Below are 19213 nucleotides of genomic sequence, written 5' to 3' on the forward strand. Positions count from 1 at the left end.
CACCATTCCGATCGCGGCCAGCAGCATCAGTATGCTGGCCGTGCCGTCAGACACGCTCCTGAGATGAACTGGTGCTGGCCGCGCTTCTGGCGACGCGGTTAAAGAGGATATTCAGCGTGACGGAGACCAGGCAGGCGGCACTGATACCGGAGTGAAAAAGGGTGCGGACCCAGCCGGGAAACTGATCGTAGAAAGTGGGCATAACGATCGGGATCATGCCGAAAGCGATGGAGGTCGCCACAATCACCAGATTCATATTTTCCCGGTAGTCCACCTTCGCCAGGGTGCGAATGCCGCTGGCCGCCACGGTGCCAAACAGCACCACGCCTGCCCCGCCCAGCACCGGTAGCGGGACAGCCGCCACGATGCGCCCGAGCACGGGCAGACAGCCGAGCAGTACGAGAATCACGCCGCCTGCGGCCACCACATAGCGGCTTTTGATGCCGGTGATCGCCACCAGCCCGATATTCTGGGCAAAGGCGCTCTGCGGAAAAGAGTTAAAAATGGGTGCCAGCGCGCTGGTCAGCATATCGGCACGTAGCCCGCGCGCGATGCGCTTCCCGTCCACCTCCGTCTCCACAATCTCACCAATGGCAATCAGTCCGGCGGTGGTTTCCGTCAGCAGGACCAGCACAATCAGCGTCATCGAAAGAATGGCAACCCCATCAAAGACGGGCAGGCCGAAGGTAAGCACGCCGGGCAGCGCGACCATATCGCCTTGTAGCACCGCAGAGAAATCCGTTTTACCGGACATTACCGCATACAGCGTGCCGCAAAGCATTGCCAGCAGGACGGCGAGCCGTTTGACTGCGGCGTTTCCCAGCCGGTTCAGCAGCAGCACCATACCCAGCGTCAGCGCCGCCAGGCCGATATTGGCGGGCGCCCCCCAGTCCGCCGCACCGGCATGGCCTCCCATCGCCCAGCGGGCCGCAACCGGCATCAGCGACAGGCCAATCACCGTAATCACCGTTCCGGTCACGACCGGCGGGAAAAAGCGGATGATATGCGCGAATAAAGGCGCCACCAGCAGCCCGATGAGTGATGAAGCCAGCACGGCGCCAAAAACCACCGGCAGCCCGCCGCCGCCGCTGACCAGCGTAACCATGGTGGCAACGCCGGCAAACGAAACGCCCTGTACCAGCGGCAGGCGGGCCCCAAAGCCGGGCAGGCCCAGCGCCTGCAATAGCGTGGCGAATCCGCTGACAAAGAGCGCAGCGGTCACCAGCAGCGCCAGCGCCTCCGGCCCCAGGCCCGCCGCCGAACCGATAATCAGCGGCGGCGCGATGATGCCACCGTACATGGTCAGCACGTGCTGCAATCCCCAGGCAAAGGTTTTCCCTGCCGGATAACGCGTATCTTCTGGCCTGACGCTCATCATGTCACCTTTCAGCGTGGCCTGCTGCCGCAGGCATTAGAGGTACTGTCCGTTCAGCGCAGCGCGATCGCTTTCTGAACGGGAGAGAGGCTGCCCGTCAGCTTCCGCGATAGGTCGACCACGACCAGGGCGAGATCAGAAAGGGCAGATGGTAGTGGCCGCCGGATTCGGGCAGCTTAAAATCGATACGGGCGCTGAGGTAGAGCGCATCGCGTCCGCCGGCGGCAAAATAGTCGCCGATTTCCGCCGTCAGGCAGTAGTGGCCCGGCGGCAGCGGCTCAGGGGACAGATCGGCGATCCGCCCGTTAGCATCGGTGCGGCCCTGCGCCACCGACAGCCAGTCCTGATCTTGCTGCCGCGACAGCAGGACCACCACTCCGGCAGCGGGTATGCCCAGTGCCGTATCCAGAATATGCGTGCTGACTGTGCTCATTGAAATGTCTCCTTCAGGCGAAGCAAGGTGATTTCACGCAGCTGGCTTATCGCTTCCCGCTGCTCCTGTTGCGCATCATTCGCCAGGCGGCGCTGGAGCGCGGCGAGGATCTCTTCTCCACTGCGTCCGCTGGCCCGGATTAAAAAGACCCGACCGAATCGCTGCTCGTAGGCAAGGTTGCCCGCCCGGAGTGCCTGCTTCAGCACAGTATCTTCTTCGCTAACGCTTCCCTGTTCGCGTCTCGACAGGTCAGCCTCTTTCCCGGCTCCCTGCGGCTTTTCGCCAATCCGGGGATGGGCGGAGAGCGCCTGGCCCAGCGCCCTGCCATCCCAGGCCTGTGCCAGTTTCTCAGCGTTCCGCAGCAGGGCATCCAGCGTCGCATAGGGACGACCTGCCACCACGGCGGCACACCAGTCGCTGAGGGCCACGCAGTGGGAAATTTGCCGGCGGGCTTCCTCCGCGGTGGCCTGATTAAAAGCCGTCAGCGCAGGGCTGGCCTCCGCCGGGAAAGGCTGTTCCGGCGGCAGATTTTCTGCGCCCGCCACCTCGCACACCGCCTGCAGATAAGCCCGGATAGCGAGCGCCACATCGCTTTCCATCACCGATTCGGCGGGATGATGGCTGATGCCCCTGTCGCACCGCACAAACAGCATCCCTACCGGCCAGCGCTCTGCAATCGCAATCGCATCGTGACCGGCCCCGCTCGGCAGCGACAGGCTGCGCCCCTGTACCTCCGTCACCGCACGGGTCAGCGCTTTTTGCAGAGCAGCATCGCACTCTGTGGCGGGGATCTGGTAATACTCCTCGCAGGTAAAATGCACGCCGCGACGCAGCGCAATGGCCTCCGCCTGGGTCAGCAGCTCAGAGAGCAGCTCCGCCAGCGCGCGATCCTCAGGCCCGCGCACGTCCAGCGACAGCATCACTTCGCCAGGGATAACGTTCACCGCGCCGGGCGAACAGCTCAATGTCCCCACCGTCGCCACCAGCTGAGGATGGTGCTTCGGGGTCGCCTGTTCTGTAAACACCATCCATTCGGCGGCGGCGGCAAGCGCATCTTTCCGCTGCGCCATCGGCACCGTTCCGGCGTGCCCCGCCTCACCGGTAAAGCGGCAGTTAAGGCGACGGGCGCCGTTGATGGCCGTGACCACGCCCATCGCCAGCCCTTCCTGTTCCAGGCAGGGGCCCTGTTCGATATGCAGTTCCAGATAAGCGGCAATGTCGTGCGCCTGACGGGCCGCCAGATGCACAGCCTCGCCGCTAAGGCCGGCATCCGCCATCGCCTCCGCCACGGTAATACTGTTGCCGTCGGGGTGGCTGAGCCAGCTTTCCGGCCAGCTGCCGGTGATGCCCCGGCTGCCAAGCAGCGTGATGCCAAACCGCGTGCCTTCCTCATCCGCAAAGCCGATGATTTCGATCGCCAGCGGCAGACGCTCACCGCGCCGGTGCAGCGCCTGGACGGTTTCGATCGCCGTCAGCACGCCAAGCATGCCATCGTAGCGGCCCGCGTTACGCACGGTGTCCAGGTGGGAGCCGAGCAGCAGCGCCTTCGCGCCCGGCTGCCGCCCCTCGTAGCGCCCGCAGATATTGCCGACGCTATCCTGCCAGACCTTCATCCCTGCCGCCGCCATCCACTCACCCACCAGCGCATTGGCGCGCAGGTGTTCCGGGGAGAGATAAACGCGCGTCAGGCTCCCCGGCGTTTCGCTGATGTCGGCCAGCGCATCGCAGCGGGCCATGACGCGGGCTGCGGCCTCAAGAGCCTCTGCCGCCTTCATCAGCGTTCCCCGCTGCCGTAATGATCCCAGGCAGCCTGCATCGCGGCACCCTGAGGCGTTTTATAGCCGAGCCCGTTCAGCACCGACTCCAGCGCGCTGAGGGTCAGCATGACGCAGTCTTTACGGGCGTTGTAGCCCATCGTCCCGATACGCCAGACTTTGCCGTGCAGCGGTCCGAAGGAGGTGCCGATTTCGATGCCGAAATCCTCCAGCATCCGCTGACGCACCCGATCGCCATTCACGTTTTGCGGGATGACCACGCCGAGCACATTATTCATCTTGTGCTTCAGGTCGCCGAAGGTTTCCAGCCCCATCCCCTGAATGCCTTTCAGCATGGCGTCACCGTGCAATTTGTGACGTTCGATGCCCCGATCGAGCCCTTCTTCAAGGATCAGGCGGGCGCACTCGCGGGCGGCAAAGAGCGCGCTGGTCGCCTCGGTATGGTGATTGAGCCGCTCCGGTCCCCAGTAATCCATGATCATGCCGAGATCGAAATAGTTGGAGTAGATCATCTCATCATCGCCGTCCTGATGGGCCGCCGTGCGGATCCCCTCCTCCACGCATTTGCGGCGGCGGATAACCTCCTCCATCTGCGGGCTGAGCGTCACCGGCGACGTGCCGGAGGGGCCGCCCAGGCATTTCTGCATACCGGCAGAGACGGCATCCAGCCCCCAGGCATCGGTTTCCAGCACGTTCCCCGCCAGCGAAGCGGTGGCGTCGGTATAGAACAGCACGCCATATTTTTTACAGATGGCACCCAGCTCTTCCAGCGGCTGAAGCATAGTGGTGGAGGTGTCGCCCTGTACCGTCAGCAGCAGGCGCGGGCGCACGGATTTGATGGCATCTTCAATACGGTCGGGCGTGAAGACTTCACCCCACGGCACCTCAATCGTATGCACCTCGGCGCGACAGCGGCGGGCGATTTCACACAGCAGATGACCAAAGCGGCCAAAGACCGGTACGAGCACTTTGTCGCCCGGGCGGATAGCCGAAAGCAGTATGGCTTCGATACCGGCGCGGGAGGTGCCGTCGACCAGCATCGTCCAGTGGTTTTCGGTGCGGAATACGCCCCGGTAGAGCGCCATCACCTCGTTCATATAGTGCGTCATTGCCGGATCGTACTGACCAATCAGCTGGCTGGACATCGCCCTCAGCACGCGGGGGTCCGCATTGATTGGGCCTGGCCCCATCAGCAGGCGCGGCGGGGGATTAATCTGGGAAAAGCGGGTTAAATCCATCTGTTTATCCTTCTCTTGTCGCTCCGGCGCTCAGTTAAAACGCACCGACGAGATAAATTGTTTCAGCTCCTGGGTCTGCGGCTGGGCAAACAGGGTCTTGCTGTCGCCCTGCTCCCAGACGCGCCCCTGATGCATAAATACCACGCGGTCGCCCACCTCGCGGGCGAAATTCATTTCGTGGGTCACCAGGATGAGGGTCATGCCCTCTTTTGCCAGCTGCTCCAGCACCTTGAGCACCTCACCGACCAGCTCGGGATCGAGCGCCGAGGTGATTTCATCGCACAGCAGCACTTTCGGGTTCATCGCCAGCGCCCGGGCAATGGCCACGCGCTGCTGCTGCCCGCCGGAGAGGCTCGCCGGGGCGTAGTCCATCCGGTCGCCCAGCCCCACTTTTTCCAGCATCCGGGCGGCCAGCGCGCGGCAGTCGGCCTCTTTCATTTTCAGCACGCGCCTCGGCGCCAGCATGACATTTTCCAGCGCGGTCATATGCGGAAACAGGTTGAAGTTCTGGAACACCATACCGATGGAACGGCTGATATCGCGCGCCTGAGAGTCGCGATCGGTAATGGTCATGCCGCCCAGTTTGATACTGCCTTCCTGATAGCCTTCCAGGCCGTTCATGCAGCGCAGCAGGGTGCTTTTTCCCGAGCCGCTGCGGCCGATAATCGAGATCACCTCGCCCATATCCACATCAAGATCCACGCCTTTCAGCACGTGATTGTCGCCGTAGTACTTCTGTACCTGATTAATGGTGATGAGCGGCATTGAATTTTTTCTCCAGGTACTGGCTGTAGCGGGACAGCGGATAACAGATCAGGAAGTAGCCCAGCGCCACCAGCCCGAACACTTTAAAGGGTTGATAAGTGACATTATTAAGAATGGTGCCTGCCTTGGTCAGCTCCACAAAGCCGATAATGGAGGTCAGCGCGGTGCCCTTGACCACCTGCACCGCAAAGCCGACCGTCGGTGCGATGCCAATACGCAGCGCCTGCGGCAGGATGACGCGGCTGAGCGTCTGACCAAAATGCAGCCCCAGACAGCGCGACGCCTCCCACTGTCCTTTTGGCAGGGCCTTGATGCTGCCGTACCAGATATCCGTCAGAAACGCGCTGGTATAGCAGGTGAGCGCCAGCGAGGCCGCCGTCCAGGGCGAGACGTTAATGCCGAACAGCGCCACGCCGAAAAAGGCGAGGAAGAGCTGCATCAGCAGCGGCGTTCCCTGGAAAAGCTCAGTCCAGGCGCGGATCGGCCACAGCGACCAGCGACGTCCGCCCAGGCGGAGCATGACCAGCGGCAGCGCCACCAGGGTGCCGCCCAGAAATGCGGTCAGCGACAGCAGAAGGGTCCAGCGCGCCGCCAGCAGCAGATTGCGCAGAATGTCCCAGTCGGTAAAAGTGGTCATCATGAGGTCACTCCCAGCCATTTGCGGCCCGCCGCCAGCAGCAGCTGCCGCAGGGTCACCGACAGAATCAGATAGATAAGCGTGGTCGCCAGATAGACCTCAAAGCTTAAAAAGGTGCGCGACTGGATCAGGTTGGCAGCAAAAGTCAGCTCCTCATAAGAGACCTGGGATACCACCGATGAGCCCAGCATTACGATGATGCACTGACTGACCAGCGCCGGATAAATCCGCTTCAGCGCGGGGGGAAGCACCACGCGCAGAAACGTCTGGCTGTGCGTCAGGCCAAGCACGCGCCCCGCTTCCCACTGCCCTTTCGGCGTCACCTGAATACCCGCGCGGATAATCTCCGTACTGTAGGCGCCGAGGTTGATCAGCATCGCCAGCAGCGCGGCCTCGCCAGCCGTCAGCTTCAGGCCAAGATTCGGCAGGCCGAAAACAATAAAGAACAGCTGCACCACGAAGGGCGTGTTGCGGATCAGCTCAACGTAACCTCCCCACAGGCGGCTTACCAGCGAGGGGCGACCGCTACGCAGCGCAGCACCCAGAATCCCCAGCGCCACGCCGCCGAGCGTCGCCAGCACGGTAAGCTGAATAGTGACCCGGAGACCGGCCAGCAGTTCAGGCCAGTAAGGCCAGAGCGCGGCAAAATCGAGTTGATCCATCATTGCCCGCCCTTACGCGCCGAGGTTCGCAGGCAGCGGCGCTTTCAGCCATTTTTCAGAGAGTCCGTTAAGCGTTTTGTCGGCAATAGCCTGCTCAATCAGCGCATCAACCTTCGCCTTCAGCGCCGGTTCACCCTTACGCATACCGATGAAGCAGGGAGAGTCTTTCAGCATAAATTTTGCGACCGGGGCTTTTTCTGGGTTCTGACGGGCGATGGCGGCAACGACCAGGTTGCCGGTAGCCACATACTGCACCTGACCGGAGAGAAAGGCCGACAGCGTGGTGTTGTTATCTTCATAGCGCTTCAGTTCGGTCCCTTCCGGCGCCACTTTGCTGAGCACCATGTCCTCCACCGCGCCGCGCGTTACGCCCACTGACTTACCGCTCAGCGCTGCGGCCTCCGTCAGCGTGGCATCCTTCGGGCCGAAGACGCCGAGAAAGAACGGCGCATAAGCGCGGCTGAAGGCGATCGCTTTTTCGCGCTCCGGGTTTTTGCCGAGGCTTGAGATCACCAAATCCACTTTATCCGTCTGAAGGTAGGGGACGCGGTTGGCGCTGGTTACCGGCACCAGCTGTAACTTAAGTTTCATCTCCTGCGCCAGGTACTTCGCCATATCAATGTCGTAGCCCTGCGGCTGAAGATCGGTGCCGACCGAGCCGAATGGTGGGAAGTCCTGCGGGATCGCCACCCGAAGCACGCCGCGTTTCTGAATATCCTGCAGGCCGTCCGCCACAGCATGAGGTAGCTGAGAGAGCATCAGCGCCGCGCCCACGATTGCCAGTAATACTTTTTTCATTTTCTCTACCCCGGTTAATCAATATGAAACGAAAGATTCCTGACAGGAGTATTTGCAACTAATGTGCCAGCGGGGTGGTTGAGGGCGTAAATTTATTGCCAGCCTTATTCTGCGGCTGAGAAAGTGAAAGAAACCCTCTGGTTAACCGCAGAAGTTTGGGCTGTCTTTGTTGAGCAACATTTTCGCTATCGGACTAATCGCGGCTTGAAAGCGGCCTGACGGGCTGGCAGAAAAGCGTCCAAAAGAAGGCAAAGCACCAAAATGGTGCCCCATCAGCGCTGTTCCAGCTCATCCAGATGGCCATAGAGTTCAGCAATCTGATGGATGCGCTGGCGGCCTTCGCTTAATAACTGATGCAATAGCGCGTTTGCCAGCAGATTAATCAAACTGTTGGCTGCCCCGTAACTGTCAAAGGCCGAGACGCTGTCCAGCGGTGCGCAAAGCTGCCAGCGGGCCAGCGCCAGTACGCTTTGCGCTTCGGGTTCGCAGATGACCAGCGTGGGGATGGCCGCGTTTTGCAGATGCAGCAGCAGCGGCCGGACAAGGCGGTGACGGCGGCGAAAGGCCAGCACCACTACGGTATCCTCCGGCGAGATGGCCACCAGCTCCTCCGACAAGGTTTGCCCCGGCTGCGGCAGAACCTGAACGTCGCCCCTCGCCTGAAGCAGCTGCTGGCGGAGGTGCAGCGCCAGCGGATAGGAATTTCGCATCCCGACAATAAAGATGCGTTTACTGACGGCAAGCTGCCGGACCACCTCGTTAAACTGCGCCGCATCAAGATCGTTCACCCAGCGGGTCAGATTAGCCATCTCCTGCTTGTAATGCCTGGCCAGCAGCGTGTTGCCCTGCACGGCGTCACGGTTATCCGTAAGCGGCATGCCGCTCTGACGCAGCGTGCGCAGCTCGTCACGCATATCTTTATATTTGTCATAGCCGAGATGTTTAAACAGGCGGCTGACCGTGGCCTTTGACACACCGCTTAGCCGCGCCAGTTCGGCGCTGTTGTAGCTGATCAGATCGTTAAAGTGGTCAAAAATAAAATCGGCGACGCGCTGCTCCTGCGGGGAGAGCTGCGGATAGTGGCTTTTCAGACGCTCATCAAGCTGCTTCATACGCTGGCCTTGTAACTTTTGTTTCAGGTGCTTCAGCATATACAAATAACGTGCCGGAAGATAAAAAAGGCCCGGGCGACGGCCCTCATTTCCGCTTCTCTTTTGCACCCTTTCACGGATCCTTCAGACAAACTGGAACAGCTCTTGCTTTAATTAAGCTCTCTTCCCTTAACCAATAAAAGAGACTGGCATGATCCAAAGTCATATTGCGCCGCGTGGCATGGCCGTGGCGCCCCATCATCTGGCCAGCCAGAGCGCGCTGGCGATCTTACGTGAAGGCGGCAACGCCATTGAGGCGATGGTGGCCGCTGCCGCGACCATTGCGGTGGTCTATCCGCATATGAACGGCCTGGGCGGCGACGGTTTCTGGCTGATTGTGCCGCCAGAAGGCGATCCGGTTGCGATTGACGCCAGCGGTGCCGCAGGCGCCCTGGCCAATTTTTCTTTTTATGGCGGGGCGAAGCAGATCCCCCATCGCGGGCCGAAATCTGCCCTGACCGTGGCGGGCACCGTCAGCGGCTGGGCGGAAGCGCTGGCGATTTCCGCAGAACGGAACGGTGCCACGCTGCCGCTTTCCCGGCTGCTCGCTGATGCCACCCGCTATGCGGCGGAGGGCATGCCAGTTACCCAGTCCCAGGCAGACGCGACCGCCAGCAAATATCATGAACTTCTCGATCAGCCCGGCTTTGCCGCCACTTTTCTGCCCGGCGGTGAACTCCCGCGCGCAGGCAGCCGCTTCACTCAGCCGGCGCTGGCCGAAACCCTTCGAGAATTAACCGTTCAGGGGCTGGAGAGCTTTTACCGTGGCCCGCTGGCCGGACGCTTTGCCGCTGAGATGGCCCGCCTGGGGATGCCCATTACGCTTGCGGATCTTAACCAGCATCAAGCCCGCCGCCGTACGCCGCTGCGCATTCAGCATGAGCATGGCGAAGTATTTAATATGACGCCGCCGACTCAGGGCATGGTTTCACTGGCGATCCTTGGCATTACCCGCCATCTGAATATGGCGGAAGCGGATGAGGCGCAAACCGTTCACCGCATCGTCGAAGCCACCAAGCTGGCGTTCAGCCTTCGCGATCGCTACATCACCGATCCGAGCCATATGCAGGAGGAGATGCAGACGCTGCTCGACTCTGACGTGCTGGCCACCATGGCGGCCACGATTGACGACAATCAGGCTGCGCCCTGGGGAAAGGGTAAGGGACCGGGCGATACGGTCTGGATGGGCGTGGTGGACAGCAGCGGCCTGGCCGTCTCTTTTATTCAGAGCATTTATCATGAGTTCGGCAGCGGCGTGGTGCTGCCCGGCACCGGCGTGACCTGGCAGAACCGCGGCGCGGCCTTCAGCCTCGATCCCGATCATCTGCTGGCGCTCGCCCCCGGCAAACAGCCTTTTCATACCCTGAACCCGGCCGCCGCCCGCCTGCGCGACGGCCGGACGATGGTCTATGGATCGATGGGTGGCGACGGTCAGCCGCAGACGCAGGCCGCCATCTTTACCCGCCATGTGGTGCAGGGACTCCCGCTCCAGCAATGTGTGAGCGCGCCGCGCTGGCTGCTGGGGCGTACCTGGGGCCAGACCTCCGACTCGCTGAAGCTGGAAGGCCGTTTTTCTCAGGAAACGTTCGACAGGCTACGGGCGATGGGGCATGAGGTGGAGAAATTACCCGACTTCAGCGAGGCCGTAGGTCATGCGGGCGCCATTGTCCGCCACGCTGACGGCATGCTGGAAGGCGCATGCGATCCCCGCAGCAACGGCAGCGCTGCCGGTTTTTAACAGGAGAAGAATATGACACACACCTCACCCGACTGGGCAACCTGGCTGGTACATATGGAGCAGGTTATGGGCGTCACGCTGGATGATGAACGACGGGCCGAACTGCACGTTCAGTTTACCCGCATCGCCGCCATGGCAGAACCGCTGATGGCTTTCCCACTGGACGATCGTCAGGAAGTGGCGGGGATTTATAAAGCATGAACCTCGCCACTTTTTCCATTGCCGGGCTGCGCGCCGCGCTGCGTCATGGCGAAATCAGCGCGCGTGAAATCGCCCAGCAGACGCTGGACGGGATTGAGAAACATAATCCGGCGCTGAATGCCTGGACGCACATTACCCGGGATCGTCTGTTCAGCGAGGCGGATCGTATCGATCGTATGCGCAAAACGGGGCAGGAACTGCCGCCGCTGGCGGCAATCCCTTACGCGGTGAAGAACCTGTTTGACGTTGCCGGAGAGACAACGCTGGCGGGCGCCCGCTTATTCAGCGATCGCCCTGCCGCTGCCCGTGATAGCTGGGCGGTCAACAGACTGGCAGGCGCGGGGGCGATGCTCTCCGGCATGCTGAATATGGATGCTTATGCTTACGGCTTCACCACCGAAAACAGCCACTACGGCGCTACCCGGAATCCTCACGATCTTAACCGCATAGCGGGCGGCTCGTCGGGAGGATCGGCGGCGGCAGTTGCCGCCGGGCTGGTCCCTTTCTCGCTGGGTTCCGATACTAACGGATCTGTGCGGGTGCCGGCCTCGCTCTGCGGCATTTTCGGCCTCAAGCCGACGTTTGGTCGCCTCTCGCGCGGCGGTACACACCCTTTTGTCGCCAGCCTTGACCATATCGGTCCTTTTGCCCGTACGACTGAGGATCTCGCCTCGGTCTATGATGCCCTTCAGGGCCACGATCCTGAAGATGGCTTTCAGGCTGAAAAACCCGTTCACCTTACCCACGCTCTTCTCGGACAGGGAGCGGAAGGCGTGCGCTGCGCCGTCCTCGGCGACTATTTTCAGACCTGGTGCAGCGATGAGGCGCGCGCTGCCGTAGCGGTGGCGGCCAAAGCGCTTAACGTGCAGGATGAGGTCAGGCTGCCCGACGCCGCGCTGGCACGTAGCGCCGCTTTTATCATCAGCGCTTCTGAAGGGGGCAACCAGTATCTTCCGGCGTTGCAGCATTCACCCGATCTCTTTGAACCTTTGTCGCGTGAGCGTCTGCTTGCGGGCGCGATGATCCCCGCCGCCTGGTACGTGCAGGCGCAGCGTTTTCGTCAGTACTTCAGGCAGCAGGTGCTGCCGCTATTTGAGCAGTTTGACGTCCTTATTGCCCCCGCCACGCCGCAAAGCGCCACGCTGGTGGGCCAGGAAACCATGCGTATTAACAATACCGATCTGCCGACCCGCGCCAGCATGGGTATGCTGACGCAGCCGATCTCCTTTCTCGGCCTGCCGGTTACCACGGTTCCGCTACAGGCGGGCGGCCTGCCGATTGGCTTACAGCTGATTGCAGCGCCTTTCCGCGAGGAGGCGTGCCTGCGGGTCGCCTGGACACTGGAAAAAATGGGCATTGCGCAAGCGATGCCCGCGAATCTGGAGGCGTTACGTTGAAAACGATGGAGATTAATCTTCCGGCGATTGTGGCCGAGGTCACCGCGGCCTTTTATCGCTATGAAGCGGCGCTGGTCAGCAACGATACGGCGGTGCTGGATGAGCTGTTCTGGCATGATGAGCGTACCGTGCGGCTGGGTGCCGGTGAAAATCTGTATGGCATCGGTGAGATCCGGGCGTTTCGCGCCTCACGTCCCGCTGCTGGCCTGATGCGACAGTTGCGTAAGACGACCATTGTCACTTTTGGGGAAGATTATGCGGTATGCAGTACGGAGTTTACGCGGGAAGGCAGTGAAAAAACGGGCCGCCAGCAGCAGACCTGGGTCAGGCTGCCCGACGGCTGGCGGATAGTTGCGGCCCAGGTCAGCCTGATGAGCTGAGCCTGGCGCTGCCGCAGGGAAGCGGCAGCGGGTAACATGCAGCGAGCGTTACGCCTGTGGTGCCGGATGCGTTTCCACCCAGTGCTCCGCAATCTGCTGGCGCGTGCAGATCCATACCTTATCGTGCTGCTGGAGATAATCCAGAAAACGCTGCAACGCCCGGAAACGACCGGGTCTGCCAAGCAGGCGGCAGTGCATGCCAATAGAGAGCATCCTGGGCGATGTCTCCCCTTCTTCATAAAGCACGTCGAAACTGTCTTTCAGATAGGTGTAAAACTGGTCAGCCGTATTGAACCCCTGCGGCGTGGCGAAGCGCATATCGTTCGCGTCCAGGGTATAGGGAATAATCAAGTGTGATTTTACCGTGCCATCCTGACAGGTGACCGGCATCCAGAACGGCAGATCGTCGCCGTAGTAGTCGCTGTCGTAGGTGAAACCGCCCTGCTCCACCACCAGCCGGCGCGTATTCGGGCTGTCTCGTCCCGTATACCAGCCCGTTGGCGCCTTGCCAAAAAGATCGCTGAGCGTATCCACCGCCTGCTGCATATGCTGCCGCTCGGTCCTGGCATCCATCCCCTGATAGTGGAGCCAGCGCCAGCCGTGGCTGACCACATCATAGTCAGCCTGTTTGATCGCCTCGACGATATCAGGGTTTCTGGCCAGCGCCATCGCCACGCCAAATACCGTCAGCGGAAGCCCGCGTTTGCAAAATTCATTATGGATGCGCCAGAAACCGGCCCGGGAGCCATATTCATACAGCGACTCCATCGACATATGGCGGTCGGGATAGCTCGCCGCACCGATAATATCCGACAGGAACTGCTCGGAGCCGGTATCGCCATGCAGCACGCTGTTTTCGGCTCCCTCTTCGTAATTAAGCACAAACTGCACGGCGATCCGCGCCTGGCCCGGCCAGGCCGCATCCGGCGGGTTGCCTGCATAGCCGCGCAGGTCGCGGGGATAGTTTTTATTAAAACTGTACTCTTTCTTCTCGCTAGCTTCTGTCATTTTCAGGGTCCTGTTGTCGGGCCGTTTTATTGTTTTAGTTTAGGCGGTCAAACTGACCCGACAGGCTTTTTCGGACGGGAAAGTCTAAATCACCATGCTTACTGGTCGTTAAACCCAGCGCCACCAGGGATTCCACCATTTTCACCGCTGCGCCTACGCCGTCGATGACCGGGATCCCCAGCTCGAAGGTCAGTTCGCGGGCGAGCGTCGCCATCCCGCCGCAGCCCAGAACAATTGCGCCGCTGCCATCCTCTTTTTTTGCCGCCAGGCAGCGTTCACGCACTTTTTGCTGCGCAAGGCCGCTGCCGTCTTCCAGCGCCAGCACCGGCAGGTCGATAGCGTGCAGCGCGGCGCAGTGATGTTCAAAGCCATACTGCCGCAGCAGGTGCCGGGCAATAATCAGGGTACGCGGCAGCGTGGTGACGACAGAGAAGCGCGTCGCCACCATCGTCGCCATATGCATGGCGGCCTCTGCAATACCGATAACCGGCCCCTGCGCCAGCTCGCGGGCGGCGAGCAGGCCGGGATCGCCAAAGCAGGCAATGACATGGCCGCAAACACCCTGCTCACGCCCGGCTTTTATCTGCTCAAGTACGCCGATCGCCGCGATCGCTTCGTCAAAGTGCCCCTCAATCGACGGCGCTCCCTGTGACGGATTTACCGCAACTATCTCCGTTTGCGGTCCAGCCACCGCGCGGGCGGCGGCGCCTATCGTTTCGGTCATGGCTGCGCTGACGTTGGGATTGATCACCTGAATAATCTGCTTTTCCTTCATCCTTTAACTCCCGTTGCTGCAAATAAGCTGGCGAAGTCCGGCACCGTCTCTCCCCCGCGTTCAAAGCGCAGGCTGGCCAGAATATGCTCAAAATGTTGCCGCATTGCGTCAGCAAGCGGGCCGCACGCTTTTTCCCTGATGAGCGTCGTCAGTCGTTCATGATCGTGACAGCGACATCCCTGCTGCCAGGGCGCGCCCCAGGCCGCAATCACCAGTGAAGAACGCTGGGTCAGGCGCGTCACCATTTCAGTGAGCACCTGGTTGCCCGCAATGGCCTGAAGCTGAATATGAAAGGCCGCAGAGTGGCGGATGGCGGCGGGGCCGTCGCCATCCGTATGCGCCTGCTGCTCCTGCCGGATAAGATTTTCCAGCGCGGCCAGATGCGGCGACCGGCAGCGGGCCAGTACATGCGGCAGATTGGCACACTCGATAAGCGAGCGGGTCTGAAAGATCTCCTTCGCCTCTTCAACCGATGGCGTGGCAACTTGCGCACCACGCCTGGGCAACAAGATCACCATCTGCACTACCGCAAGGCGCTGAAGCACTCTGCGGATACCGGTGCGGCTGACGCCAAAGACGCTGGAAAGCGCCTCTTCGGGCAGCCGGCTGCCGGGCGGAAGCTGATGCTCAACGATGGCGGACAGCAGCGCCTGATAGATCGCTTCATCCCTGTCCGTCAGGTCAGAGGCCGTTTTCAGGCCGGTTTTACTTATCATCACCCACTCCACTACACATCAATGTCGTCCTGGATCGTATACATGATGTTCAATTCTTGTATACAAAAAATCATATCTGGCCTGGATCCTGCACTGCTTTCCTTAACCCGAATGCGGGTCAATCAAAAGAGGAGCAGGTTTCATGCCAAATAGTCAAAGTGTCTCACCGGCGGCGTCGGCTGAAGCCCGCGCCCACTACAGCCCAAGGCTGTGTAATGAGGATCTCGCCCCGACGCGCCACCAAAGCTGGAGCTGGTATAATATTTTCTCCTTCTGGATGTCGGACGTGCACAGCATGGGAGGCTATGTGGTCGCCGCCAGCTTTTTCACGCTGGGTCTGGCCAGCTGGCAGGTGCTGCTCTGCCTGCTGGCCGGGATTTGCATCGTTCAGATTTGCGCAAATCTGGTGGCGAAACCGAGTCAGATGGCGGGGGTGCCTTATGCGGTAATCTGCCGTCAGGCGTTTGGCGTTTTTGGGGCGAATATTCCTGCGGTGATCCGTGGCTTGATCGCCTTCGCCTGGTACGGCATACAGACTTACCTGGCCGCCAATGCGCTGATGCTCGTCTCTCTCAAGTTCTGGCCAGCGCTCGCCCCAATGACCCAGAGTTCCTGGCTGGGCCTCTCCCAGCTTGGCTGGATCTGTTTTGGCTTTATGTGGTTTGCCCAGGCGATGGTGTTCTGGCACGGCATGAGCGCTATTAAGCGTTTTATTGATGTTGCCGGGCCCGCCGTCTATGTGGTGATGGTGGCGCTGGCGGGCTGGATTGTATACAAAACCGGTTTTGATGGCATCTCTTTCACCCTTGCGAGCAAGTCGCTTTCCGGCAGCGAGCAGGCGTGGCAGATGATCACCGCGACCGCGCTGGTGGTTTCCTACTTCTCCGGCCCCCTGCTTAACTTTGGTGACTTCTCCCGCTACGGTAAAAGCATGGACGAAATCCGGCGCGGCAACCGCTGGGGCCTGCCGTTCAATTTCCTGCTCTTTTCCGTGGTGACGGTGGTGATTGTCTCCGGTACGCAGTCGCTGTTTGGCCGCATGATCACCGACCCGATTGAAACCGTTAGCCTGGTGGGCAACGATGTGGCGGTTGCCATTGGGCTGCTGACGATGATTATTGCCACTATCGGCATTAATATCGTCGCCAACTTTGTCTCTCCGGCCTTCGACTTTTCGAACTGTTCGCCGCAGCGCATCAGCTTCCGCACCGGGGGAATGATCGCTGCCGTGGGCTCCGTTTTACTGACGCCCTGGAATCTTTTCCAGTCACCAGAACTGATTCACTATACGCTTGACGTGCTGGGCGCCTTTATCGGGCCGCTGTTTGGCATTCTGCTTTGTGATTTCTATCTGATTAAAGGCGGGAAGGTGTCGGTTGACGATCTCTTTAATGATACGCCCGCGGGCAAGTACTGGTATCAGGGCGGCTTCAACCCGAAAGCCATCGCGGCGCTGCTCCCTTCCGTGCTGATTGGGCTGGTCATCAGCTTTATCCCCTCGCTGCATGCCGTTGCCAACTTCAGCTGGTTTATCGGCGCGGCGCTTTCAGCAGGCTGCTATCGCTGGCTCGCCCGTGAAGAACGCCAGGTCAGCGCGGCAGGCTACGCGGGTAAGGTTGCCGTCGGGAAGCGGTAATCGCTTGAGAAGGCTATAAAACGTACATCGCATTTTACCGGGAAACGCTGCTTTGATTTTCAGGACAAAGTCGTCGTTCTCCCGGTTTCTGGTGTGAACAGCGCCCCGTGACCCATTGTTGCTCTGTTTTTTCTGGTAATGCCGTGCTTCTGCCAGGCAGAATTTGAACATACCTACCAGGCACTGCCGCAGGATATTGTCAGCAAAATAATGTCCGGGAAAATAGTAAGCAATTCAGAAGGAAACTCACAGGAAGAGTACGGGACAGGCGCGGTGCGCAAACTGAAAGAGTAGAAAAGCAAAAAGGCCATGTTAATTAATAACATGGCCCTAAATACTTGGCGGAACGGACGGGGCTCGAACCCGCGACCCCCTGCGTGACAGGCAGGTATTCTAACCAACTGAACTACCGCTCCGCGCTTTGTTCCCCGTCGGGAACGGAGCGAATATTACGGTGAGGCGATACGGGCGTCAACGCTTTTTATTCAGTGCTCTGACCGACTGCCTGTTTTTTCACCCAACGGCCCTTTGCTGCTGCACGTTATGCCATTAAGCACGCCAGAGACAGCTTCCGCCTTTTTTCATCACCAGATCCAGCCGCGCTTCATGGGCGGCAACTTCCTCTTCGCTGGCCGCCACTATCCGCAAACCCGATTCCGGCCTGGCAACGCGGTAGATGGTATCGCCATTGCTCTGCTGCTCACGATCGCCCTCCATTGAGAAAGCCAGCGAGGTCTGCCCACCGGTCATGGTCAGGAACACTTCGGCAAGAATTTCGGAGTCAAGCAGCGCGCCGTGCAGCGTTCGCTTGCTGTTGTCTATCTCATAGCGGGAGCAGAGCGCATCCAGGCTGTTTCGCTTGCCGGGATAGAGTTTTCTCGCCATCGCCAGGCTGTCGGTGATTTTGCAGAAGGTTTCCGTTTTGGGAATGTCGCGGCCCAGTTTGGAAAATTCATAGTCCATAAAGCCGATATCAAAGGAGGCGTTATGGATCACCAACTCCGCCCCGGAGATGTAGGCGAGGAACTCATCGGCGATATCGGCGAAGGTTGGCTTGTCTGCCAGAAACTCATCGGCAATACCGTGAACGCCAAAGGCTTCGGGATCGACCAGCCGGTCGGGCTTCAGATAAACGTGGTAGTTATTGCCCGTCAGGCGGCGGTTTACTACCTCAACGGCACCAATTTCGATGATCCGGTGCCCTTCATAGTGCACGCCGATCATGTTCATGCCGGTGGTTTCAGTATCGAGAACGATCTGACGCGTTGTATTTACTGTGCTCATAGGACCCGTTTATGTCAGACTTGGCGTTTTTCAGCAGGGAGTCTACCAGAGATGCCTAAGCAGGTAGAAATTTTCACCGATGGTTCATGCCTTGGCAATCCTGGTCCAGGCGGTTACGGTGCCATTTTACGCTACGGCCAGCATGAGAAAACCTTCAGCGCCGGCTATTTTCTGACCACCAATAACCGGATGGAGCTGATGGCCGCGATTGTGGCGCTGGAAGCCTTAACGCAGCAGTGCGACGTGGTAATCAGTACCGACAGCCAGTATGTTCGTCAGGGGATCACTAGCTGGATCCATAACTGGAAAAAGCGCGGCTGGAAAACCACGGATAAGAAGCCGGTAAAAAACGTCGATTTATGGAAGCGCCTCGATACCGCGCTTAGCCACCATAAAATCCAGTGGGAGTGGGTAAAAGGCCATGCCGGCCATGAAGAAAACGAGCGCTGTGACGAACTGGCCCGCGCGGCAGCAGGCAGCCCGGCCTTTGAGGATATTGGCTATCAGTCCGCTTCCTGATCGTTCTGGCGGCTGTGGTACTGACTTGTCGCCCCCACCGCCGCGCTGATACGACGCTTCGCAACCGCCTTTTTAGCCGGGTTCATGATCAGCGGAAAGGTACGCTTACGCGCCACAATAATGCTCAGACAGCCGAGCGCGGGAAAGTGCGTACTGATCACCTTTCCGCCCTGCCGGTTCCAGGGAAGCACCTGAAAACGCGTGCGCTGGACAACTTCGTAGTTCAGCAGGCCCAGCCAGTCCATCAGCCGCATCTGCGTGAACATCCGGCTGTTCCAGGGCACCCGCCGGTGCAGGCCGGGAATGAGTTTGCCTATCCCCAATACGCTGAAGGGGTTAAACCCGCTGATAATCATCCAGCCATCGTCAATCAGCACCCGGTCCACCTCACGAAGAATGTGGTGCGGATCGCTGCTCCAGGCGAGGCAGTGCGCCAGCAGGCAGGCGTCGACCGATTTAGACTCGAAAGGCAGGCTCATCGGATCGGCAATGACCTGGAGATGGTCGCCGCGCAGCCCAACGTTAACCTGATGTGATATCGCGCACGCCTCCGTATCGATCTCCGCGCTGAGATCGCCAATCTTCAGAAGATGAAAGCCATATATTTTTGCCAGGCAGGGTTGCAGATGCCGGGTCAACGCGTCACGGTAAAATTCGCCCCAGGGCATCTCTGCCCAGGCGTGCGGGACATGACGAATTTGGCGTGTTTTAGCAGGCTTCATGCT

General features: G+C 59.9%; 20 protein-coding genes, 1 tRNA gene and 1 pseudogene. 6 read left to right on the forward strand and 16 right to left on the reverse strand.

The annotated features are described in order from the left end of the window. Positions 1 to 46: 46 nt before the first annotated feature. The 10 genes and pseudogenes from AAH446_RS16705 to hpxU all read right to left on the reverse strand — a co-directional run bounded on the left by AAH446_RS16705 (position 47) and on the right by hpxU (position 8795). Positions 47 to 1375, reverse strand: coding sequence for a nucleobase:cation symporter-2 family protein (locus AAH446_RS16705; protein ID WP_342907833.1), 1329 nt, complete (start codon positions 1373 to 1375; stop codon positions 47 to 49). Between the two features lie 97 nt (positions 1376 to 1472). Next, positions 1473 to 1808, reverse strand: a complete 336-nt coding sequence (gene uraH / locus AAH446_RS16710; protein WP_342907800.1) for a hydroxyisourate hydrolase — start codon at positions 1806 to 1808, stop codon at positions 1473 to 1475. Next, entirely contained in the window at positions 1805 to 2362 is a 558-nt protein-coding gene (gene uraD, locus AAH446_RS16715; protein ID WP_342907834.1) for a 2-oxo-4-hydroxy-4-carboxy-5-ureidoimidazoline decarboxylase, read from the reverse strand. The genes uraH and uraD overlap by 4 nt, the downstream gene beginning before the upstream one ends. Further along, positions 2345 to 3583: pseudogene (hpxK, locus tag AAH446_RS16720) on the reverse strand (allantoate amidohydrolase); the annotation flags it as partial. The pseudogene hpxK and the gene uraD, both read right to left, overlap by 18 nt. Next, the gene (locus tag AAH446_RS16725; protein ID WP_342907801.1) at positions 3583 to 4821 is read right to left on the reverse strand and encodes a pyridoxal-phosphate-dependent aminotransferase family protein; all 1239 of its coding nucleotides are present in this window, start codon (positions 4819 to 4821) and stop codon (positions 3583 to 3585) included. The gene AAH446_RS16725 and the pseudogene hpxK, both read right to left, overlap by 1 nt. A gap of 30 nt (positions 4822 to 4851) precedes the next feature. Next, a complete protein-coding gene (locus AAH446_RS16730; protein WP_342907802.1) occupies positions 4852 to 5586 on the reverse strand; it encodes an amino acid ABC transporter ATP-binding protein in 735 nt (244 codons plus the stop codon). After that, positions 5567 to 6223 carry an amino acid ABC transporter permease gene (locus AAH446_RS16735; protein WP_342907835.1) on the reverse strand — a complete coding sequence of 219 codons (657 nt, stop codon included), beginning with the start codon at positions 6221 to 6223 and terminating at the stop codon, positions 5567 to 5569. Before AAH446_RS16735 ends, AAH446_RS16730 begins: the two co-directional genes overlap by 20 nt. Continuing rightward, on the reverse strand, positions 6223 to 6888 hold the full coding sequence (locus tag AAH446_RS16740; protein WP_342907803.1) for an amino acid ABC transporter permease: 666 nt from the start codon (positions 6886 to 6888) through the stop codon (positions 6223 to 6225). Before AAH446_RS16740 ends, AAH446_RS16735 begins: the two co-directional genes overlap by 1 nt. A 9-nt stretch (positions 6889 to 6897) precedes the next feature. Continuing rightward, on the reverse strand, positions 6898 to 7683 hold the full coding sequence (locus tag AAH446_RS16745; protein WP_342907804.1) for a transporter substrate-binding domain-containing protein: 786 nt from the start codon (positions 7681 to 7683) through the stop codon (positions 6898 to 6900). Positions 7684 to 7955: 272 nt separating this feature from the next. Further along, complete coding sequence (gene hpxU / locus AAH446_RS16750) at positions 7956 to 8795, reverse strand: MurR/RpiR family transcriptional regulator HpxU (RefSeq protein WP_342907805.1); 840 nt, start codon at positions 8793 to 8795, stop codon at positions 7956 to 7958. A gap of 190 nt (positions 8796 to 8985) precedes the next feature. On the opposite strand from hpxU, the gene AAH446_RS16755 reads away from it, so the two are divergent. Genes AAH446_RS16755 through hpxZ form a run of 4 tightly spaced genes read left to right on the forward strand, consistent with a single transcriptional unit; the run spans position 8986 to position 12550 of the window. Beyond that, positions 8986 to 10572, forward strand: coding sequence for a gamma-glutamyltransferase family protein (locus AAH446_RS16755; RefSeq protein WP_342907806.1), 1587 nt, complete (start codon positions 8986 to 8988; stop codon positions 10570 to 10572). 12 nt (positions 10573 to 10584) lie between these two features. Further along, positions 10585 to 10773 carry an oxalurate catabolism protein HpxX gene (hpxX, locus tag AAH446_RS16760; RefSeq protein ID WP_342907807.1) on the forward strand — a complete coding sequence of 63 codons (189 nt, stop codon included), beginning with the start codon at positions 10585 to 10587 and terminating at the stop codon, positions 10771 to 10773. Next, positions 10770 to 12170: an AtzE family amidohydrolase gene (locus AAH446_RS16765; RefSeq protein WP_342907808.1), complete on the forward strand. Its 1401-nt coding sequence runs from the start codon at positions 10770 to 10772 to the stop codon at positions 12168 to 12170. The genes hpxX and AAH446_RS16765 overlap by 4 nt, the downstream gene beginning before the upstream one ends. A 5-nt stretch (positions 12171 to 12175) precedes the next feature. Next, positions 12176 to 12550: an oxalurate catabolism protein HpxZ gene (gene hpxZ, locus AAH446_RS16770; RefSeq protein WP_342907836.1), complete on the forward strand. Its 375-nt coding sequence runs from the start codon at positions 12176 to 12178 to the stop codon at positions 12548 to 12550. Positions 12551 to 12598: 48 nt separating this feature from the next. Here hpxZ and puuE read toward each other — a convergent pair whose 3' ends face one another. Genes puuE through AAH446_RS16785 form a run of 3 tightly spaced genes read right to left on the reverse strand, consistent with a single transcriptional unit; the run spans position 12599 to position 15049 of the window. Continuing rightward, complete coding sequence (gene puuE, locus AAH446_RS16775) at positions 12599 to 13558, reverse strand: allantoinase PuuE (RefSeq protein WP_342907809.1); 960 nt, start codon at positions 13556 to 13558, stop codon at positions 12599 to 12601. A 34-nt stretch (positions 13559 to 13592) separates the two neighbouring features. Further along, on the reverse strand, positions 13593 to 14333 hold the full coding sequence (gene hpxA, locus AAH446_RS16780) for an allantoin racemase (RefSeq protein WP_342907810.1): 741 nt from the start codon (positions 14331 to 14333) through the stop codon (positions 13593 to 13595). Then, the gene (locus tag AAH446_RS16785; RefSeq protein ID WP_342907811.1) at positions 14330 to 15049 is read right to left on the reverse strand and encodes a GntR family transcriptional regulator; all 720 of its coding nucleotides are present in this window, start codon (positions 15047 to 15049) and stop codon (positions 14330 to 14332) included. Before AAH446_RS16785 ends, hpxA begins: the two co-directional genes overlap by 4 nt. A 142-nt stretch (positions 15050 to 15191) precedes the next feature. Here AAH446_RS16785 and AAH446_RS16790 point away from each other — a divergent pair, with 142 nt between their 5' ends. Next, a complete protein-coding gene (locus AAH446_RS16790; RefSeq protein ID WP_342907812.1) occupies positions 15192 to 16685 on the forward strand; it encodes an NCS1 family nucleobase:cation symporter-1 in 1494 nt (497 codons plus the stop codon). 339 nt (positions 16686 to 17024) lie between these two features. On the opposite strand, the gene AAH446_RS16795 is transcribed toward AAH446_RS16790, so the two are convergent. Both AAH446_RS16795 and dnaQ read right to left on the reverse strand, forming a co-directional pair. After that, a tRNA-Asp gene (locus tag AAH446_RS16795) sits at positions 17025 to 17101 on the reverse strand. A gap of 133 nt (positions 17102 to 17234) precedes the next feature. Beyond that, on the reverse strand, positions 17235 to 17969 hold the full coding sequence (dnaQ, locus tag AAH446_RS16800; RefSeq protein ID WP_342907813.1) for a DNA polymerase III subunit epsilon: 735 nt from the start codon (positions 17967 to 17969) through the stop codon (positions 17235 to 17237). 51 nt (positions 17970 to 18020) lie between these two features. Between dnaQ and rnhA the strand changes: the two genes are divergently transcribed. Further along, positions 18021 to 18488 carry a ribonuclease HI gene (rnhA, locus tag AAH446_RS16805; RefSeq protein ID WP_342907814.1) on the forward strand — a complete coding sequence of 156 codons (468 nt, stop codon included), beginning with the start codon at positions 18021 to 18023 and terminating at the stop codon, positions 18486 to 18488. On the opposite strand, the gene AAH446_RS16810 is transcribed toward rnhA, so the two are convergent. Further along, positions 18473 to 19210 carry a class I SAM-dependent methyltransferase gene (locus AAH446_RS16810; protein ID WP_342907815.1) on the reverse strand — a complete coding sequence of 246 codons (738 nt, stop codon included), beginning with the start codon at positions 19208 to 19210 and terminating at the stop codon, positions 18473 to 18475. The two genes, rnhA and AAH446_RS16810, sit on opposite strands and share 16 nt — an antisense overlap. Between the last annotated feature and the right edge of the window lie 3 nt (positions 19211 to 19213).

It is taken from the genome of Erwinia psychrophila (assembly GCF_039023475.1).
Taxonomy (GTDB): Bacteria; Pseudomonadota; Gammaproteobacteria; order Enterobacterales; family Enterobacteriaceae; genus Erwinia.

Bases quoted from the DNA above. Each gene is read 5' to 3' on its own strand.
- AAH446_RS16705 (WP_342907833.1), bottom strand. From the start codon at position 1,375: ATGAGCGTCAGGCCAGAAGATACGCGTTATCCGGCAGGGAAAACCTTT.
- AAH446_RS16725 (WP_342907801.1), bottom strand. From the start codon at position 4,821: ATGGATTTAACCCGCTTTTCCCAGATTAATCCCCCGCCGCGCCTGCTG.
- AAH446_RS16735 (WP_342907835.1), bottom strand. From the start codon at position 6,223: ATGACCACTTTTACCGACTGGGACATTCTGCGCAATCTGCTGCTGGCG.
- hpxA (WP_342907810.1), bottom strand. From the start codon at position 14,333: ATGAAGGAAAAGCAGATTATTCAGGTGATCAATCCCAACGTCAGCGCA.
- AAH446_RS16755 (WP_342907806.1), top strand. From the start codon at position 8,986: ATGATCCAAAGTCATATTGCGCCGCGTGGCATGGCCGTGGCGCCCCAT.
- AAH446_RS16740 (WP_342907803.1), bottom strand. From the start codon at position 6,888: ATGATGGATCAACTCGATTTTGCCGCGCTCTGGCCTTACTGGCCTGAA.
- AAH446_RS16745 (WP_342907804.1), bottom strand. From the start codon at position 7,683: ATGAAAAAAGTATTACTGGCAATCGTGGGCGCGGCGCTGATGCTCTCT.
- rnhA (WP_342907814.1), top strand. From the start codon at position 18,021: ATGCCTAAGCAGGTAGAAATTTTCACCGATGGTTCATGCCTTGGCAAT.
- AAH446_RS16730 (WP_342907802.1), bottom strand. From the start codon at position 5,586: ATGCCGCTCATCACCATTAATCAGGTACAGAAGTACTACGGCGACAAT.
- hpxX (WP_342907807.1), top strand. From the start codon at position 10,585: ATGACACACACCTCACCCGACTGGGCAACCTGGCTGGTACATATGGAG.
- hpxU (WP_342907805.1), bottom strand. From the start codon at position 8,795: ATGAAGCAGCTTGATGAGCGTCTGAAAAGCCACTATCCGCAGCTCTCC.
- AAH446_RS16785 (WP_342907811.1), bottom strand. From the start codon at position 15,049: ATGATAAGTAAAACCGGCCTGAAAACGGCCTCTGACCTGACGGACAGG.
- AAH446_RS16790 (WP_342907812.1), top strand. From the start codon at position 15,192: ATGCCAAATAGTCAAAGTGTCTCACCGGCGGCGTCGGCTGAAGCCCGC.
- uraH (WP_342907800.1), bottom strand. From the start codon at position 1,808: ATGAGCACAGTCAGCACGCATATTCTGGATACGGCACTGGGCATACCC.
- puuE (WP_342907809.1), bottom strand. From the start codon at position 13,558: ATGACAGAAGCTAGCGAGAAGAAAGAGTACAGTTTTAATAAAAACTAT.
- dnaQ (WP_342907813.1), bottom strand. From the start codon at position 17,969: ATGAGCACAGTAAATACAACGCGTCAGATCGTTCTCGATACTGAAACC.
- hpxZ (WP_342907836.1), top strand. From the start codon at position 12,176: ATGGAGATTAATCTTCCGGCGATTGTGGCCGAGGTCACCGCGGCCTTT.
- AAH446_RS16765 (WP_342907808.1), top strand. From the start codon at position 10,770: ATGAACCTCGCCACTTTTTCCATTGCCGGGCTGCGCGCCGCGCTGCGT.
- AAH446_RS16810 (WP_342907815.1), bottom strand. From the start codon at position 19,210: ATGAAGCCTGCTAAAACACGCCAAATTCGTCATGTCCCGCACGCCTGG.